The 16,340-nt window shown below is 38.1% G+C and carries 16 protein-coding genes; 10 read left to right on the forward strand and 6 right to left on the reverse strand.

Going from position 1 to position 16,340, the window contains the following annotated elements; genetic code table 11:
- The first annotated feature begins 341 nt into the window (after positions 1-341).
- On the forward strand, positions 342-1,160 hold the full coding sequence (locus H6G73_RS02740) for a radical SAM protein (protein ID WP_190601411.1): 819 nt from the start codon (positions 342-344) through the stop codon (positions 1,158-1,160).
- A 42-nt stretch (positions 1,161-1,202) separates the two neighbouring features.
- Entirely contained in the window at positions 1,203-1,826 is a 624-nt protein-coding gene (locus H6G73_RS02745) for a 4Fe-4S single cluster domain-containing protein (RefSeq protein WP_190601412.1), read from the forward strand.
- Between the two features lie 69 nt (positions 1,827-1,895).
- On the opposite strand, the gene H6G73_RS02750 is transcribed toward H6G73_RS02745, so the two are convergent.
- A complete protein-coding gene (locus H6G73_RS02750; protein WP_190601413.1) occupies positions 1,896-3,158 on the reverse strand; it encodes a ribulose bisphosphate carboxylase small subunit in 1,263 nt (420 codons plus the stop codon).
- Positions 3,159-3,275: 117 nt separating this feature from the next.
- Complete coding sequence (locus tag H6G73_RS02755) at positions 3,276-4,634, reverse strand: ATP-binding protein (protein WP_190601414.1); 1,359 nt, start codon at positions 4,632-4,634, stop codon at positions 3,276-3,278.
- Positions 4,635-5,027: 393 nt separating this feature from the next.
- On the opposite strand from H6G73_RS02755, the gene H6G73_RS02760 reads away from it, so the two are divergent.
- From H6G73_RS02760 to H6G73_RS02770, 3 genes are all read left to right on the forward strand, one after another.
- Positions 5,028-6,077 (forward strand): permease, encoded by a 1,050-nt coding sequence (locus H6G73_RS02760; RefSeq protein WP_190601565.1) that lies wholly within the window; start codon positions 5,028-5,030, stop codon positions 6,075-6,077.
- A 30-nt stretch (positions 6,078-6,107) separates the two neighbouring features.
- Positions 6,108-6,866: a TIGR03943 family putative permease subunit gene (locus tag H6G73_RS02765; protein ID WP_190601415.1), complete on the forward strand. Its 759-nt coding sequence runs from the start codon at positions 6,108-6,110 to the stop codon at positions 6,864-6,866.
- 220 nt (positions 6,867-7,086) lie between these two features.
- Positions 7,087-8,583, forward strand: a complete 1,497-nt coding sequence (locus tag H6G73_RS02770; protein WP_190601416.1) for a hypothetical protein — start codon at positions 7,087-7,089, stop codon at positions 8,581-8,583.
- Positions 8,584-8,708: 125 nt separating this feature from the next.
- On the opposite strand, the gene H6G73_RS02775 is transcribed toward H6G73_RS02770, so the two are convergent.
- From H6G73_RS02775 to H6G73_RS02785, 3 genes are all read right to left on the reverse strand, one after another.
- On the reverse strand, positions 8,709-9,155 hold the full coding sequence (locus H6G73_RS02775; RefSeq protein WP_190601417.1) for a response regulator: 447 nt from the start codon (positions 9,153-9,155) through the stop codon (positions 8,709-8,711).
- On the reverse strand, positions 9,145-11,448 hold the full coding sequence (locus H6G73_RS02780; protein ID WP_190601418.1) for an ATP-binding protein: 2,304 nt from the start codon (positions 11,446-11,448) through the stop codon (positions 9,145-9,147). The genes H6G73_RS02775 and H6G73_RS02780 overlap by 11 nt, the downstream gene beginning before the upstream one ends.
- A gap of 535 nt (positions 11,449-11,983) precedes the next feature.
- Positions 11,984-12,571, reverse strand: a complete 588-nt coding sequence (locus H6G73_RS02785; protein ID WP_190601419.1) for a Crp/Fnr family transcriptional regulator — start codon at positions 12,569-12,571, stop codon at positions 11,984-11,986.
- Between the two features lie 319 nt (positions 12,572-12,890).
- Here H6G73_RS02785 and modA point away from each other — a divergent pair, with 319 nt between their 5' ends.
- The 5 genes from modA to petJ all read left to right on the forward strand — a co-directional run bounded on the left by modA (position 12,891) and on the right by petJ (position 16,154).
- Positions 12,891-13,685 carry a molybdate ABC transporter substrate-binding protein gene (modA, locus tag H6G73_RS02790; protein WP_190601420.1) on the forward strand — a complete coding sequence of 265 codons (795 nt, stop codon included), beginning with the start codon at positions 12,891-12,893 and terminating at the stop codon, positions 13,683-13,685.
- A gap of 286 nt (positions 13,686-13,971) precedes the next feature.
- A complete protein-coding gene (locus H6G73_RS02795; RefSeq protein WP_190601421.1) occupies positions 13,972-14,184 on the forward strand; it encodes a hypothetical protein in 213 nt (70 codons plus the stop codon).
- Between the two features lie 91 nt (positions 14,185-14,275).
- Complete coding sequence (gene psbV, locus H6G73_RS02800) at positions 14,276-14,767, forward strand: photosystem II cytochrome c-550 (protein ID WP_190601422.1); 492 nt, start codon at positions 14,276-14,278, stop codon at positions 14,765-14,767.
- A gap of 320 nt (positions 14,768-15,087) precedes the next feature.
- A complete protein-coding gene (petE, locus tag H6G73_RS02805; protein WP_190601423.1) occupies positions 15,088-15,507 on the forward strand; it encodes a plastocyanin in 420 nt (139 codons plus the stop codon).
- 302 nt (positions 15,508-15,809) lie between these two features.
- Entirely contained in the window at positions 15,810-16,154 is a 345-nt protein-coding gene (gene petJ / locus H6G73_RS02810) for a cytochrome c6 PetJ (RefSeq protein ID WP_242034099.1), read from the forward strand.
- On the opposite strand, the gene H6G73_RS02815 is transcribed toward petJ, so the two are convergent.
- Entirely contained in the window at positions 16,130-16,336 is a 207-nt protein-coding gene (locus tag H6G73_RS02815) for a hypothetical protein (RefSeq protein WP_190601425.1), read from the reverse strand. The genes petJ and H6G73_RS02815 overlap by 25 nt on opposite strands.
- Positions 16,337-16,340 lie beyond the last annotated feature (4 nt).

The raw sequence follows: 16,340 nt of genomic DNA on the forward strand, positions 1-16,340 counted from the left end.
AAATATACAATGTAAAAGCATATATTCATGCTTATAAATACTATAATAAAGGTTTTATACCTATATAACATCCGTAATCTAATATTTTGCACCAACAAAATAAACACAGAAGCTAAAAATATACAGTGTAAGAAAGTGATGCCAGATGCAAGAATAAGTTTACGGTTTAATATGTAATATTCATAATTGAGAATACAGACTAGGTTTCGTTCCCCTCCAAACTTTGATAATTGCCAAAACCCTCACAACTTTCTCACAATCTAGCTTTAAATTCAGAACATAAATCGCTAGGTTGGCACGATCGCCCAAAATCCTAACGGTGGTTAGCGGATGAGGTGGTTATGGTTGCGTCGTCATTTCCCCCAGGACAAAGCTTTTCGGCAATTTATGGCCCAGTTAAATCATGGCGCTATGGGCGATCGCTTGGCATCGATCCTATCGGCATTATTTCCACCTGCTCTTTCAATTGTGTCTATTGCCAACTGGGTAATATTCAGCAGCGAACGAGTGAACGGCAAATTTTTGTCCCCACAGAGCAAATTATCTGTGAATTGCAAGCCATTCCCACCGCGGGATATCTAGATATAGATGTAGTCACATTTAGTGGTAGTGGCGAACCTACCCTAGCACTGAATTTAGGGGAAATGCTAGCAATAGCCAAAAAAATAACCAATCGAGCGATCGTTGTTTTAACTAATAGTAGCAAGTTAGATGATCCTGCTGTCCGCCAAGCATTAACAACAGCTGATATTGTCGCCGTTAAATTAGATGCTATTTCGTCAAATCAACTACGGCACATTAATCAGCCTACAGAGACAATTGATTTACCACAAATTCTCGCTGGTATTGAGCAATTTCGTCGCGAATATTCAGGAATCTTAGCCATTCAAACAATGGTTTTAGCTAATTGGACAGCAGATATTCAAAACAACTACATCCGCTTTCTAGAAAGAATAAAACCTGACGAAATTCAATTTAATACCCCCTCTCGTCCCCGGATTTTAACTAGAACCTTAGAATCTAGAGGTAATGAACACAGTGAAAATCGTTCTTCCTCTTACCAGTATTTCAAGTGTATAACTGCTGACAAGTTAACTGCTTTGGCTGAAAAAATTAATAATCTTACCAAGATTCCCGTGCGTTATGCCTCTAGAACCTAGCTATATTAACGATTAACAGGTAAAACTGCTAAGGAGACACCAATGCAAACACAGCCCTCCACACAAACCGTACAACTCCCAGAAATACCCCCTGGACATCTCAACATTATGGGTTATGTTGATCAATCAGAAGTTAATGGCCCTGGTTGTCGTGCCGTGGTGTGGGTGCAAGGTTGTCCCCGTGAGTGTCCTGGTTGCTTTAATCCTGAGTCCTGGTCATTTGCAGTTAATCAGTTAATTTCCGTGGATAGTCTAGCAGCTAGTATTCTCAGTAATCCAAATAATACAGGGGTGACTTTCTCTGGTGGTGAACCTTTTTGGCAAGCACCTGCATTGGCAGCTTTGGCGAAAAAGTTAAAAGCCGCAGGTTTAAATGTCATGTCATTTACTGGTTTTACCCTCCCACAACTCCAATCAGAATCAGCCCCTCCCGGTGCTCAAGAATTGTTAGAACAATTAGACATTTTAATTGACGGGCCCTTTGTCAAATCCTTAGCTATTAATTCGCCTAATTCTCCAGTTTCCTCTAAAAATCAAAAGGTGCGGATATTAAACCCAGAATTTGCAGATAAAATTACCTGGGCCAGTGACCAAATTGAAGTGCATATCCTCAAAGATGGTAGTCGGATTGTCACTGGATATCAAGGCTGGTTAGAACTCACTTAACAACTTCCCTATTCATAATCTTACTTTGTTCGGATGCGTCATGACGACGCATCCTACTGTTATTTGTCATCAATTAGTGAGTCCGAAAACTTTGCCATTGGGTCGTTGAATAATCGTCTCTACCACTCGACGTTTAGCTTTTGGATCAATTCCCACTAACCTTACATATTCACCACTATATTGCAGTAAGCAAGATTCCAAGGTGGAGATTGCATCTGCTTCCCCATCTATATGCACAGTGCCGCAACTTTGCCAGGAACCAGTGCGAAAACGCCGTTCGTCAACATGTTCAATGCCAATTTTGTAACCTTGGGATAAAATTTGGCGAATTTGAGCTTGAGTTTCTAAACTTAAATGGGTTTTCGATGGGGATTGATTCAAGTATTGATGATTAACAGGTTGATTAATAGATACTTCGGGAATTGGAGGTGCAGCTTGATAACTTCTACCACGATTTAATCGATTATATTCATCTACTAAATGGGAAGTTTCCACCCGTTGTTGTTCCTTGATCATGAATTGACCAGATTCAATTAAATGGGATAAGGTGAAATCTGGTTTTTTAAATTCTGGTGGTGGTTCTACACTATTAACAACTCGCATAGAGATTTTTTCAAAGCCGATTTGATGAATAAAATCGCGAATTTGTTCATCATAAATGCGAGAACGTAAGGCACTAAAGAAATCTATTGATTGATGGGGGAAAGTATCTACTAATCGTTCTATTTCTGTTGGAGATAATCCATCTGGACTAAAAATACCTGCCACAATTCCCACTTTATCATCGCGGCTTGGTTCCCAGTAAAATTTCTCCATCCGTCCATCACGAATTAATGGTGCATAGAGTGTGGAAAAATCATTACCTGTGACAATAATAGGCACACGACGAATGGGGTTAGAGTCATAACTACCAGGTAATTGCACATCTGTAGGATTATCAGCAATATTCATTAATGTGGCATTTACCAATTGGGTGTTGACGGTATATTGAGTACCTTCATCAAAGCGTCCTGCACCTGCATCCAAATCATTAATCATGAGTACGCACATTTTGCCACGCACTTTGATTAATTCGGCTGTTTCTCGATAACGCAAGCGAATTAATCTTGCTGGGTCTCCTGCATCTGGACTTTCTAATTCTCCTCCAGAGATGAGTGTTACTTCCACACCCATTTTTTCAAAGACTAGTTCGCATTGAAATGACTTACCTTCACCTTTACGTCCATGAATACCTAAAATTAGGGGGACTCTGACTCCAGGAAGATTCAGGAAATTTTTGGTAATATGGACGGCTAGTTTATCTAAAAAGCGGGGAGCAATGTAATAACTCATATATTTATCTCTAGGCTTGGTCTTTATGGTGATGTTTGATAGTTAATAGCTATGTGCAGTGACAAAAATTTTACTATTCCAGAGCATAGATGAAAACTATATCCATGGAAGTAAATCTTATACTAGGGGTAAAAGTATTTCAAATTCTGTGCCTACATTTAATTCCGATTGGAATGATAATTTGCCCCCATGTCTAACAGTTATAATACGATAGCTCACTGCTAAACTAGTTTCTTTGTCTGCATTTTTTTCTGTGGAAAAAGTTTCTGTAATTTGTTTTTTTAATTCGGGAGACATACCAGGGCCATTATCAGCAATGCGGATAGAAACCCAGCGTGAGTCAGGGTCATTAGGTTGGGTTGCTGGTTGAGAAATAACACTTGTCTTAATATTAATGCGTGGCTTAGGTTTAGTATTGGTAGATTCTGGATATAATTTGCGCTGCCAAGAAGAATTTAATAATACATCTACTGCTTGACTCAAAATATTCATAAATACCTGATTTAATTGTCCCATGAAGCAGAAAACTGGCGGTAAATGTCCGTAGTTTCTGACTATTTCGATTTCTCCTTTAATCCGGCTATTAATAAGCAGGACAATACTATCTAGGCAGGCGTGTATATCTGCTGGTTTAGGGTGAACTTCATCAATATGACAAAAGTTTTGCAGACTAGAAACCAATTTTTTTAATCTTTCGGCTCCGGTGCGGATACTATTGAGAGTTTGGATTAAGTCTTGTTCTAAAAAATCAAATTCTATATCTTCTTTACAAGCAATTATTTCTTGATTAATTTGAGATAGTTGTTGCTCATAAACAGCAATGAGTTTGAGTAAATCCTGACTGTATTTAGTCACATAGGTTAAATTGCCCCAAATAAAACCTACAGGGTCAAGAATTTCATGTACTACACCATCTACTAACCTGCCTAAGCTAGCCATTTTATCATTTTGAATCATTTTGGCTTGGCTGCGTTCGTACTTTAATTGAGTTTCAATGCTGCGAATTTGCCAAGCAGCTATATTTAATTCCTGTTGATCTAATAATTGATAATGATTATCTGTACTTTGCACGACAATGGGTTCTGCTAGCAGGTCTGGGGAACGGGTTAAGCTGGATTGCATTGCCGACAAAATGGAAGTTTGCTCGCTTAAATATAAAATTGGTTTTCTCAAATAACTGTAAAGAACACTTAAGCTTTCTTTTAGTAACATTTTGTGTCCATGGGGACGAATTGCTAATTCTAGCAGTTGTTTTCTGGAGATCATGCCCCAGTGTTTTCCCTGTTCTAATAAAATAATTCCTGGTAATTGGGGATATTGTTCTAAATATTTAATAATTTCTCTGCCAGTACAAGTATTCTCTGCCTGAAAACTATACATTGGCAGTTCGTTGAGGGTGGAATCTATATGCAGATCGCGATCGCTACCTACTGATAAAGACGGCCCTGATATTTGAGAACTAAACTCTTGTGACACCGAACACACCAATTTTTACGAAAACGAGAAATCCCTTACCTAATATTCTACCTGCTACCTCAACATTCATAATTTTTGTTAGATTGATCATCTTTGTCTGCGGGTAACGCTGGTCATAGGAATTTATCTCTATCAGCATCTGGTATCTGGTTGAATTGGTAAATTCTGAAAATTAGGGTACAAGAAGCAATCACAAGCATAACAAGCTAAATAAATGTATCATCAGCTTTTTCCTCAGGTTGGTCTAACTATTAATTAGGTGCGATCGCCCGCATTCTGCAAAATAACTGTTTATAATATGGTTTACTTTCTGTGTTCTGTCCTTGATCCCCATTGCCGTAACATGTCTAGGAACAATCCACAAACTCAACACCGCTTGTGACTGCGACACCCATGAATCAATTACACAATGGCTTTACTCTGTTCTTGAGTCTGCTAGTCGAGGCGATTCCTTTTTTGTTAATTGGGGTGTTATTCTCCAGTTTGCTGTTGTTTTTTATCGATGAACGCAAATTAGTCGATAAAATGCCTACCAACCCCTTTCTGGGAGCTTTATTCGGGAGTTTAATTGGTTTCTTATTTCCTGTCTGTGAGTGCGGTAATGTCCCAGTAGCACGACGATTATTAATGCAAGGCGTTCCTTCATCAGTTGCTATTGGCTTTTTACTGGCTGCACCTACCATTAACCCAATTGTCATTTGGTCAACTTGGAAGGCCTTCCGAGATCAGCCGGAAATTGTGATATTACGCGTTATATTGTCTTTAGCGATTGCCACAATCATTGGTTTCATCTTTAGTTTTCAAAAAGACTTAAGTCCAATTTTGCAACCAGCGATCGCTCGCTATCTGAAATTTAACCCACCACCTAAATCAGAAAAGCGCCGTGGGAAAAGGTTTTCGCTCCCAACAGACCAATCAACACCAAATTTTTTACAATCAGGAACTTATATCCTGGGTGGCAAAGCAGGAATACCCACTCGATTAGATAGTTCTCTCCCCATTTCTAGCAACCCCAGCCCCACAAAGAAATCCGTAGTTGAGAAACTGCCTTTGGTTTTAGAGAATGTCATCCAAGAACTGCGGGAATTAGGCGGGGTAATGGTGCTAGGTAGTGCTGTAGCCGCAGCTATTCAAGTTTTAGCTCCCCGTGATTTCATTATTGGTTTAGGTGCAGGCCCCATTAGCTCTATTATCGCCATGTTAATCTTAGCGGCGGTAGTATCTATTTGTTCTACAGTCGATTCGTTTTTTGCCCTCTCATTTGCTTCCACCTTTACTAGTGGTTCTTTATTAGCATTCTTGGTATTTGGGCCAATGATTGACATTAAAGGTGTAGGTTTGATGTTATCAATTTTCAAAACCAGAGCCTTATTTTATCTGTTTGCTTTAGCCGGATTATTAACACTTTTGTCTACCTTATTTTTGAACCTATACGTCATCTAATGTCTGTCAGTTGCATTTGACAAAAGACCAATGACTAAACCCAAAACAGCAAATCCTTTACTTCCTTGGCTAGATGTCGTCGCCATAGCGGCATGGGGAATTTTAATTTTGAAATATTGGCTGACAGAAAAACTCAGTCTATTAATTCATCCTGATTACTTTTGGTTAGCCATAGTGGGTAGCATTGTGTTACTGATGATTGCTCTAGCCAAAGCTTGGCAACTAAAGCAACGCCACCCCCGTCAAGATATTCCCAGCGGCCAACATATCAGCGTTTTTCCACCTGGTTGGGGTAGTATCTTACTATTAACAGCAGCTATTTTAGGGTTGATGATTACACCCCGCGTCTTTGCCAGCCAGACAGCATTAAACCGTGGTGTCAGTGACTTACTGGGAGGTGTTCGCGCTCAACCACAGGCATTTAGAGCTACCATTCGTCCAGAAGAGCGATCGCTCATTGATTGGGTACGCACACTCAATGTCTACCCAGAACCTGATGCTTATACAGGGCAAAAAGTCAAGGTACAAGGTTTTGTTATTCATCCTCCTGAACTCGGAAAAGAACATTTATTTTTAGCTAGATTCGTCATTACCTGTTGTGCCGCAGATGCTTATCCCATCGGCCTACCTGTAAAATTGCCAGGAACCCGTGACCAATATCCACCAGACACCTGGCTAGAAGTAGAAGGACAAATGACGACCGAAACCCATGTCGGTAAACGCCAACTCACAATTAACGCCACATCTCTAAAGAAAATTCCCCAACCCAAGAATCCTTATAGCTATTAACAAAATCGGGAAGAAGGGGAAGAAAGGGAAAAATCTAGGACTTACATAAGAATCACAACAGAATGACCCCCGAATCAATCAAGAATTAGTTCGTGCAGCATATCTAGAGAGATAGGAAAGAGGGTTTGAGAGATATTGTGAGTAAGTCCTAAAATAATTCACTCCTGTTCGCGCAGCGTGGCGCAGCCATACTTCTGAACTTCTGTAACTTCTATTCAAAATGATTAAATCTTCTAAATCTATTCAACCATTAGACCGAGTAGCGATCGCTGTCATACTCTTGCTGAGTCTACTGATTGGGTTGATGATCTGGCAAGGTGATGCAGTCAAGCCGAAAGTAAGGGACTTTACCTGGCAAAATCAGCAAATAGGTGCTGACGATACCTCTTTTACGATGACTTTTAGCCGACCAATGGATACTAAAAGCGTCGAGGACAACTTAAAAGTTGACCCACCGCTAGCAGGTAAAATTAGTTGGGCGGGACGGAGAATGGTGTACACACTGTTAACACCAGCACCTTACGGCTCAAATTATAAGGTGCAGTTACAGGGAGCGATCGATAAATTTTCTCGCATCGAAGGTAAAAAAAGGCTAATTCACCCTTTTACAGGTAGTTTCAGCACACGCAACCGAGCGATTATTTATGTAGGAGCTAACCCTCAAGAACAAGGGCAATTAGTAGTTTATAACTTAACCCAAGAACAAAAGAAGGTACTCACACCTAAAGATTTATTAGTGATGGATTTTGAGCCATTTCCTGATGGAGAGAAAATATTATTCTCTGCCCGTTCTTCCCAAAATCCAGATATTCTCTCTGCCCAAATCTATACAGTCACAACAGGTATTCCTAGCAAGGTTGGTAAACAGACAGAACCAGCAGGTAAAGTTAATCTCATTTTAGATAATAAGGAATACCAAAACCTCAAATTTGACCTTTCTCCTGATGGAAAAACTGTAGTTATTCAACGGGGAAAAAGAGATAATCCTAGTGACTTTGGATTATGGTACTTACACCTCAATAGTGATAATTATGGAGAAAAAACCACGCCTCAAAAACTCCAAAGTCAGCCACCAGGAGACTTTCTAATCACACCAGATAGTAAAGCAGTAGCAGTAGCCCAAGGTCAAGGAACAGCGATTTTATCTTTAGAAACCAATGCTAGTAAACCTTTAGATTTTCTGCCCCAATTTGGTTTAGTTAAGGCTTTTTCTAAAGACGGATCGCAAGCCGCAATGGTCAAGTTTAACACTGACTACACTCGCGACTTATTTTTAGTCACTAATCAAGGTGTGCAAAAACAACTATTAAAAACTACAGGCTCAATTCTTAGTTGTAACTTTGATACAGCCTCACCCACTATTTACTGTTTACTTACACAATTAGTCTCCAAAGACCAATATATTGAACAGCCCTATCTAGTAGCCATTAACTTAAAAACAGGGGAACAAAAACCACTGCTGTTACTACCTCCAGCCCAAAGAAATGTACAAATGAATTTAGCACCGGATGGTTTAGGCTTGTTATTTGACCAAGTAGTTCCCTTTGCAGATAATGTCATACCACCAACTAATAGTTTGAAAACTGAGGAAGGAGAACCAATTTCTACCAGTAGTTTGTGGTTAATGCCCCTATTACCTATCGTTGATAATCCCAACATTGAAATCAAACCAGAACAACTTCCCCTAGTTGGTTATCACCCTAATTGGTTGCCATAGGTTTATTACATGAATAAGTTGTGTATGGGTAGTGAGTAGAAATTATCATTTGATGCCCTACATTTCCAGAATCCCAGACATTATTATCTCTACTACCTAGCATAATTACCATAGATGATTGATTTCTAATCAGGTAAAACAGACAAGTCAAACCAATATTTAATCACAGTATTCAGGGTTTCAGTCAATGCTGATAACCCCATTGGCTTTAATATATAGTTATTTACACCATGTTTATAACAGAAGTTTACATCTTTATGATTGAATGATGTCGTAAAAACAACAATAGGAATTGATTTTAATTCTTCATTTTTTTTAATAGTTTCTAATACCTCTCTACCATCAGTTCCCGGTAAATTCAAATCTAAAAGAATTAAATTAGGACGAGGCACAGTGTTTGATTGAGAAAATTCTCCTTCATGAAACAAAAAATCTAAAGCAGCATCTCCATCAATACATCGATAAATGGGAAAGGAAAAATTTAAAGATTTAATCACCCTGTTGAAGGATTCAAAATCTTCATCACTATCTTCCACTACTAATAAACTTATAGATTTATCCTCAATTTTCATTTGATTTGGCAAGCGTAAAATAAAATGTTGTTCCTTCCATTAATTTTGATTCTACCCAAATTTGTCCTCCATGTCTTTCTACAATTTTCTTGACAATTGTCAATCCTGCACCAGTGCCACCACCATATTGGCTTCGTCCATGCAAGCGTTTAAAAATGCGAAAAATACTTTCAAAATGTTTTTCTCTAATGCCAATTCCATTATCCTTTACGTAAAAAACTGGGACATCTTGGTGAAAGCACTGATGATCTATTAATGCCCAATGTGGTTTACCGATAGTCCAACCAATTTCTATTTCTTTTTCTGGTTTTTCATTGTACTTAATTGCATTACTCATTAAGTTAGTGTAAATTTCTTCTACTAAAATTCTATCAGCTTGCACCAGTGGAAAATCATCAGCAATTTCCACATTTATTTGATGTTCAGATTGGCTAATTTTGAGCACATTCAAGACATTATTTGCTAAGTCATTGAGACGAATATCAGTTCGATACAATTCAGTTCGAGATAATCGAGAAAAATGTAATAGTGCATTAATTAAATTCTCCATACGATTTGTTAATTGCATTAAGGTGTCTAATTTATGGACACCATCTTCATCCAATTGATGTCGATAATCTTCTAACAGAAAACTAGCATAATTATGAATACCTCTTAATGGTTCTTTCAAATCATGGGAAGCAATATAAGCAAAGGCATCTAATTCATTATTACTTTCTTGCAACTGTTCATTAATTACAGCTAATTCGTCAGCTTTTTTGAGAATGATACCAACAATCACACTACGCAATTCAATGACTGCTTCGATTTCATATTTTTGCCAAGGTAAGCTTTTTAATTGGACAATTTCCTGCCATTTTTCAAAAGATTTACGTGGTGAAAGAATTAAATTACCCTTCTCATCAATATTTTTTTGTTTTTCAGGATTACCTCCCCAATCTACCGTTTGAATGACTTCAGGACGAAACCAGATAATTAAATTGCGGTGGGTTTTGGTAATGGAAATGGCAATAATTCCACTACTTAATTCTTTAAATTGTTCTGCTGGTGAATAAACCTGAGGTAAAGCATTAGTATAATAAAGATTATTTTGTAAATTAGGAATTATCCAGTCTATTAATTCCTGAACTTGATTTTCTAGGGGAGTTCTTCCTAATAACATAATTACATTATTAGAAATAACTGCGGCACCACTGGCATTAACTAATTGTAATAACCTTGATTTATTTTGAGATAAAACATCAATAAAGTCTTCTGATTCAGATATACTTTCGACAAAATGAGAAAGCAAATTCTTTAATGTAATTTTATCGTTTAAATTTTCCTGATCTTCTTTGTTGCTCAATTCAATAGACATTAACTGCCCAATCAACTCACAAAATGTACGAACATGATAGGAAATATATTTTGATGATTGATGATGACAAGCAATTAATCCCCATAAACGATTATTTTTTAATATAGAAATAGACATGGATGCACCTACTTGCATATTTTGTAAATATTCAATATGCAATGGTGATACACTCCGTAAAACAGACAAACTTAAATCTGGTGACTTTTGAGTGACAGGAGAAAGGTTAGGAATTAAAGCAGCAGGTTGATAATTAACATTAGGAATTAAACGTAATTTATTTAAACGATATAATTCCTTAGCTTGTTTGGGAATATCGCTATCAGGGTAGCGTAAACCTAAATAGGTATGTAAATCTGGTTGTTTAGCTTCGGCAATGACTTCTCCTGAACCATCTAAATCAAAACGATAGACCATTACCCGATCGAAGTTAGTAATTTCTCTAATTTCTTCTGCAATTAACTGGCTTAAAATACTGACATTAGAAGCATGTTTAATTTTTGCCAGCAACTGACGAGTTAATTGATAAAATCCTAAAAAATCATAGGTTTCTTTTTGATGAACTGGTTCAAGCTCTAAAATTATTAAATTTTCTAAAGAGCGGTGAACAATCCCAGAGAAATTAATTGTTTCTTGGGCTGCATTACAAACTTTTAAATTTAGGGGATTAATTGCTTCAAAATCCCGATCTAAACAGTGAGTGATAGCATCTATGTCTTCTGTGGAGAGAATTTTACTTAAACTTTGGTTGAGTAATTCTTGGGGTGAATAACCAAGAATTGAGTCAGTGTTATCACTGACTAGCGTAATCTGCCAATTGTCTTCGTTAAAAATCAATAAGACACCATGGGGTTGAATTGCGTTAGGAATATGAATAGGTTCGCGATCGCAATTAGTGAGAGTAATAGGTTGATGAAATATATAGTCAGAAAAATTCATCGCTCTTATTCCCAGTTTCTGTAAACTTTTATAAAATCAATTGCCTAGAGACTTGACCGACCATAGACCATATCTCTAGAGTCATCAATGTTACTGGGAATAAGATACCATCACGCGTAGTAAGTGAGTCCTGAGACAATTACTGAAAAAGTTATGTAACCTGTTTCATCACCTTGTTTTTTGGTCAAGATATCTGCACAGGACAAACTCTTCTCAACCCCAACATCACAGCACGTCTTTCTGTGCTTCAGAGTAATGATGGATTTTACCAAAGTGGTTGAGACAGCGATCGCCCATTTCACAATCTCATTGACCATGATTCCAGGTGAAACGGTTAATTTAATTGCTGCTTATTAGCTTTACATTCAATAATCCTGCTGTGAATTAGCTACTTGTTATTTTCAATAGAGCAAATTTTAATTGAGCAATCTTCTGGACTTTTCGTGACTATCAAATTCACATTCAATAATTGGAAATACCTGGGAATAATTTACTGAGATTGCTCTGATGTTAGTCAATATCAAAACCTATTTACTTAAATTTCATAGTACCAAACTTCCTCTTCTCGTAACACAATGCGATGTAGGGATAACCTATCAATTAAGCCTTCCTGCTCTAATTGACCAAGAATACGAGTAATTGTCACGCGAGTTGAACCAATCATTTCCGCTAAATCTTCATGGGTAAGACGCATATCAATTAAACGTCCTTTTTCCACTTCTGACCCGAATTTTTTAGACAACCATGCCAACAATTTAATTAACATAGTTTCTACTTTTTTATAACTACGAATTATCATTAATTCTTCGGCTTGTTGAATATGATGAAGTAGAGTTTGTGCAATTTCGCTGTATTCTCCTAAGGGGATAAGATTTACCTCAACTTTGGTCAAGCATTCTATTTGATATGGCTTAACCTGAGAAAAAGCAGTACCAACCATATCACCAGGCCCCCATAATCCCAGGGCCACCGTAGTACCGTCTTCTAGATAAGTAAAAGTCCTCACAAAGCCTGTTTCTATTTGCCAAATTGTATTTTTCTGATCTGGTAAGAGCGATCGCCTGGCAAAATATTGGCGAGTATCTTTGATGGGTAACTGTGTCAGACCTGGGTATAGAGACATCTGCATATATAACTCTTTTCCGACTGATTAACCGTAGTATACCTAATTCAGTTACAAAAACTCCATCGCCATTTTGTGAACCAGTGATTTTGGATTTACTTGATGCAGTTAATCAATTCATCCTAGCAATACCGTAACTTTGGCTACAGTATGAGTCCCTGAGCCAAGGATACAATCTGCTTTTAAACAACTTAGTTGGTAAATTTAGCGGTAAATATCCAAATATTACTAAGTTTGTTGGTATTTATTGGGTAAAGTTGGTATTCTGTAAATAATTATCAATTGTGTCTCAGCCAAATTCTCTCTGAGTTGTTTACCAATGAAACGCAGAAAAATCTTCGTCTATTTTGCTAACTTAATTTTTGGATTTCTGTTATCAGTTGGCTTACCAACCATCCACTCTTCACCCGTCGTTGCTCAATCCAACACCAGCTTACTCGTATCCGCTGCTGCCAGTTTAAAAGAATCCCTAGAAGAAATTAAAAATCTTTACCAAAGTAATAACCCAGGAGTCAGTGTTCGTTATAACTTTGGGGCATCAGGTGCACTACAACAGCAAATTGAGCAAGGTGCACCTGCGGATATATTTATCTCTGCGGCAAAAAGGCAAGTAGATGCTTTAGAACAAAAAGGTTTTTTAAGTGCTAATACTCGCAGCATTATCGCTAAAAACCGTCTAGTATTAGTTGTCCCGAAAAATGTTAATGGCATTACCAGTTTCTATCACTTAAAAGACTCCAAGATTAAGAAAATTGCCATTGGTGAACCGAGAAGCGTACCCGCAGGACAATATGCACAGCAAGTATTAGAACAATTAAAAATCTGGCCTCAGGTGAAATCTAAACTTGTGTTCGCTAATAATGTACGTCAGGTGCTGGCATCTGTGGAAAGTGGTAATGCTGATGCTGGTTTAGTTTATATCACTGATGCCAAGATTTCCAGAAATATCAAAGTGGTAGTTGCGGCTGATGAAAAATATCATTCACCCATTATTTATCCTTTGGCAGTCGTCAAGCGCAGCAAGAATATTGATGCTGCTAAAGATTTTGCCCGTTTTCTCTCCAGTCCAGAAGCTAGGGCTGTATTCAAGAAATATGGGTTTATTTTGCCCTAACAACTACTTTCTCCCCCATTTCTCCCCTTTTGCTACCTAAACTTGTAGCTGATGAATTAAGGAAACTAAATACAGCCTTGGCAGGTGCCGAGGCTTTTTACTATAAGGTCATTTGGTATACATGAAGTAACTACTAGCACATCATTAAACCCAGTAGACAACTTCTCATTAGTTACACTTATCCCCTGCTGATTACCGAAAACAGTATTTTGGCGAACAAATTGGACTCCTAACATGATATTGGTATTACAGCGACTCAATCTCTATCTATCACTTAACAAGCTTTATGGGTTTTCCAGACCTAAAGACCGCAGAGATAGAGCCAGACCATAGCATAACTGTGGGGCCTGAGTTATCTCTGTCTAAACTATTCTTAATTGCTTGTCAGTACCATAAGACCCATTTGGCGTTAGGTTGTGCCCAGGCAATTAAGTCCCAATTATTTTTGGCAACGCACCCAAGAAGTAGTTATGACTTGATGGGTGCTAATGGCTACTAGCAAAAAAATTAGCCATCAGCAATTAGCAAACGTTGGAGATTGAGTATCGCTACTTTAGCTGTGTTGAGCATCAAAATCTTTAAGGGGAAACATGTTTAGAAGAATATTTGGCGTTGTTGTGGCTACTGTGTTGCTGACGTTTCAGCTATTCATCAATGCTGCAAGCGCTCTAGAACTGGATGAAGCTACCCGGACAGTTCGATTAAATGAGCAAGGTGATACCGTTGTTTTGAGTCTAAAGCAAGTTAAAGAAGGTAAAACTTTATTTCAATATGCTTGCGCTCAATGCCATGTTGGTGGTGTGACCAAAACCAATCAAAATGTGGGCTTAGAACCAGAAGCTTTAGCACTAGCTACACCTAAGCGAGATAACATTGAAGGTCTGGTTGACTACATGAAGAATCCTACCACCTACGATGGTGAACAGGAAATTTCTGAACTACACCCCAGTCTCAAGAGTGCGGATATCTTTACAGAAATGCGAAATCTGACTGAAGATGACTTAGTAGCGATCGCTGGTCATATTCTCCTACAACCAAAAGTAGTTGGCACCAGATGGGGTGGCGGTAAGATTTATTACTAAGGTCACAAAGATACTTGTCTGTAGGGAATTAATGTAGGGGCAGTTTTGCCCTTACTGTCTGGGGTAAGTGAGTTCTTGGTTCTGACACTTGGGTGCGCCAGTTTTAGCAAGATTAATTGCGCTAAATCAAAGAAATGCTCTCTGGTATCAGGGCTAGGAACTCCAGATATTCAAGGGTAAACCCAGGACAACAGCAAAATGTGGGCAGATATGACTATTTTTCATTTATTTAAAAAGTATATATGACAGATTGTCATATTTAGGGTTAATCTTATTTAAAATAAGAAAAGAAAAATCAAACTAGTCGTTAGGAGAGAGCAATGAAATTTATTGCTGCCACATGGAAACGTTTTGGATTAGCTGTGTTAACAGTGCTGTTGGTGATTAGCAGCTTTGCAATTGTCGCTCCCACTGCTGCTGCTGAAACCTACACAGTGAAGCTGGGAACTGATCAAGGCATGTTAGGATTTCAACCCAAAAAACTCACTGTTAAACCAGGGGACACAATTAAATGGGTAAATAATAAAGTTCCTCCCCATAACGTAGTTTTTGATGCTGCTCTCAACCCTGCTAAAAGTGCTGATTTAGCTAAGTCTTTGTCTCATAAAAAGTTGCTGATGAATCCTGGTCAATCGCAAGAGACTGTGATCCCCGCAGATGCAGCACCTGGTGACTACACCTTCTACTGCGAACCCCATCGTGGTGCTGGTATGGTTGGTAAAATCACTGTTCAAGGTTAAAAATACCGGGAACAGGGAACAGGGGGAATGGGAACTACAATTACAAGATTTTGCCAATAGTCTCTCACAGTAGCTAGAGCTAGAGGGTAACAAATTTAAACTCTTTCCCTGTTACCCCTATTTCCCCCATCAAGGAATGATTCACCCCACCCGCCCACAGCTAAAATGAGAGACCTGTATTAGGCTATACATAGCAGCTAAAAATTATAGATGTAAATCAATTCCTCAGGTGGCTATCAGCCATAGAATAGTTACTGAAGAAAGTTTTTCAGTTGCTGGATGGTTGTTGCGAGGAAAATCTCTTGAGCAGAATATTATTGATTTTAGTATGGGCGATCGCTCTATTTAACCTTATATTTATTCATCCAGCTATAGCCGCAGAAACATCGAACGGAAGCAAAATATTTAACTCTAACTGTGCTGCGTGTCACATAGGCGGGGCAAATATCCTGATTGAACAGAAAACTTTGCACAAAGAAGCATTATCAAAATACTTAGAAAATTATCAACAGGAGCCGTTACAGGCTATTATTCATCAAGTCCAAAATGGTAAAGGGGCAATGCCTGCTTTCAAAGATAAGTTAACTGCCCAAGAAATTTTAGAAGTAGCAGGTTACGTGTTTCAGAAATCAGAAACAGGTTGGTAGCCACTTTTTCTACCATCTAAGTTGCAGGCAATAGTTTTAGGTTCTACTGAGATGTCGATTAAAATATGAGCATCTGTTGAGCAGATTGCGCCAACATTTATTAACTTGATAGATGCTCTAAATTGATCAAGGCAATTTGCAATTTTTTGAGCATTAATTAAAGTAGTAGAAGCTAAACACATTGAT

Origin of the sequence: Richelia sinica FACHB-800, assembly GCF_014698825.1 — a bacterium.
Classification (GTDB): Bacteria; Cyanobacteriota; Cyanobacteriia; order Cyanobacteriales; family Nostocaceae; genus FACHB-800.

Bases quoted from the DNA above. Each gene is read 5' to 3' on its own strand.
- H6G73_RS02740 (WP_190601411.1), top strand. From the start codon at position 342: ATGGTTGCGTCGTCATTTCCCCCAGGACAAAGCTTTTCGGCAATTTAT.
- H6G73_RS02745 (WP_190601412.1), top strand. From the start codon at position 1,203: ATGCAAACACAGCCCTCCACACAAACCGTACAACTCCCAGAAATACCC.
- H6G73_RS02750 (WP_190601413.1), bottom strand. From the start codon at position 3,158: ATGAGTTATTACATTGCTCCCCGCTTTTTAGATAAACTAGCCGTCCAT.
- H6G73_RS02760 (WP_190601565.1), top strand. From the start codon at position 5,028: ATGAATCAATTACACAATGGCTTTACTCTGTTCTTGAGTCTGCTAGTC.
- H6G73_RS02765 (WP_190601415.1), top strand. From the start codon at position 6,108: ATGACTAAACCCAAAACAGCAAATCCTTTACTTCCTTGGCTAGATGTC.
- H6G73_RS02770 (WP_190601416.1), top strand. From the start codon at position 7,087: ATGATTAAATCTTCTAAATCTATTCAACCATTAGACCGAGTAGCGATC.
- H6G73_RS02775 (WP_190601417.1), bottom strand. From the start codon at position 9,155: ATGAAAATTGAGGATAAATCTATAAGTTTATTAGTAGTGGAAGATAGT.
- H6G73_RS02780 (WP_190601418.1), bottom strand. From the start codon at position 11,448: ATGAATTTTTCTGACTATATATTTCATCAACCTATTACTCTCACTAAT.
- H6G73_RS02785 (WP_190601419.1), bottom strand. From the start codon at position 12,571: ATGTCTCTATACCCAGGTCTGACACAGTTACCCATCAAAGATACTCGC.
- modA (WP_190601420.1), top strand. From the start codon at position 12,891: ATGAAACGCAGAAAAATCTTCGTCTATTTTGCTAACTTAATTTTTGGA.
- H6G73_RS02795 (WP_190601421.1), top strand. From the start codon at position 13,972: ATGGGTTTTCCAGACCTAAAGACCGCAGAGATAGAGCCAGACCATAGC.
- psbV (WP_190601422.1), top strand. From the start codon at position 14,276: ATGTTTAGAAGAATATTTGGCGTTGTTGTGGCTACTGTGTTGCTGACG.
- petE (WP_190601423.1), top strand. From the start codon at position 15,088: ATGAAATTTATTGCTGCCACATGGAAACGTTTTGGATTAGCTGTGTTA.
- H6G73_RS02815 (WP_190601425.1), bottom strand. From the start codon at position 16,336: ATGTGTTTAGCTTCTACTACTTTAATTAATGCTCAAAAAATTGCAAAT.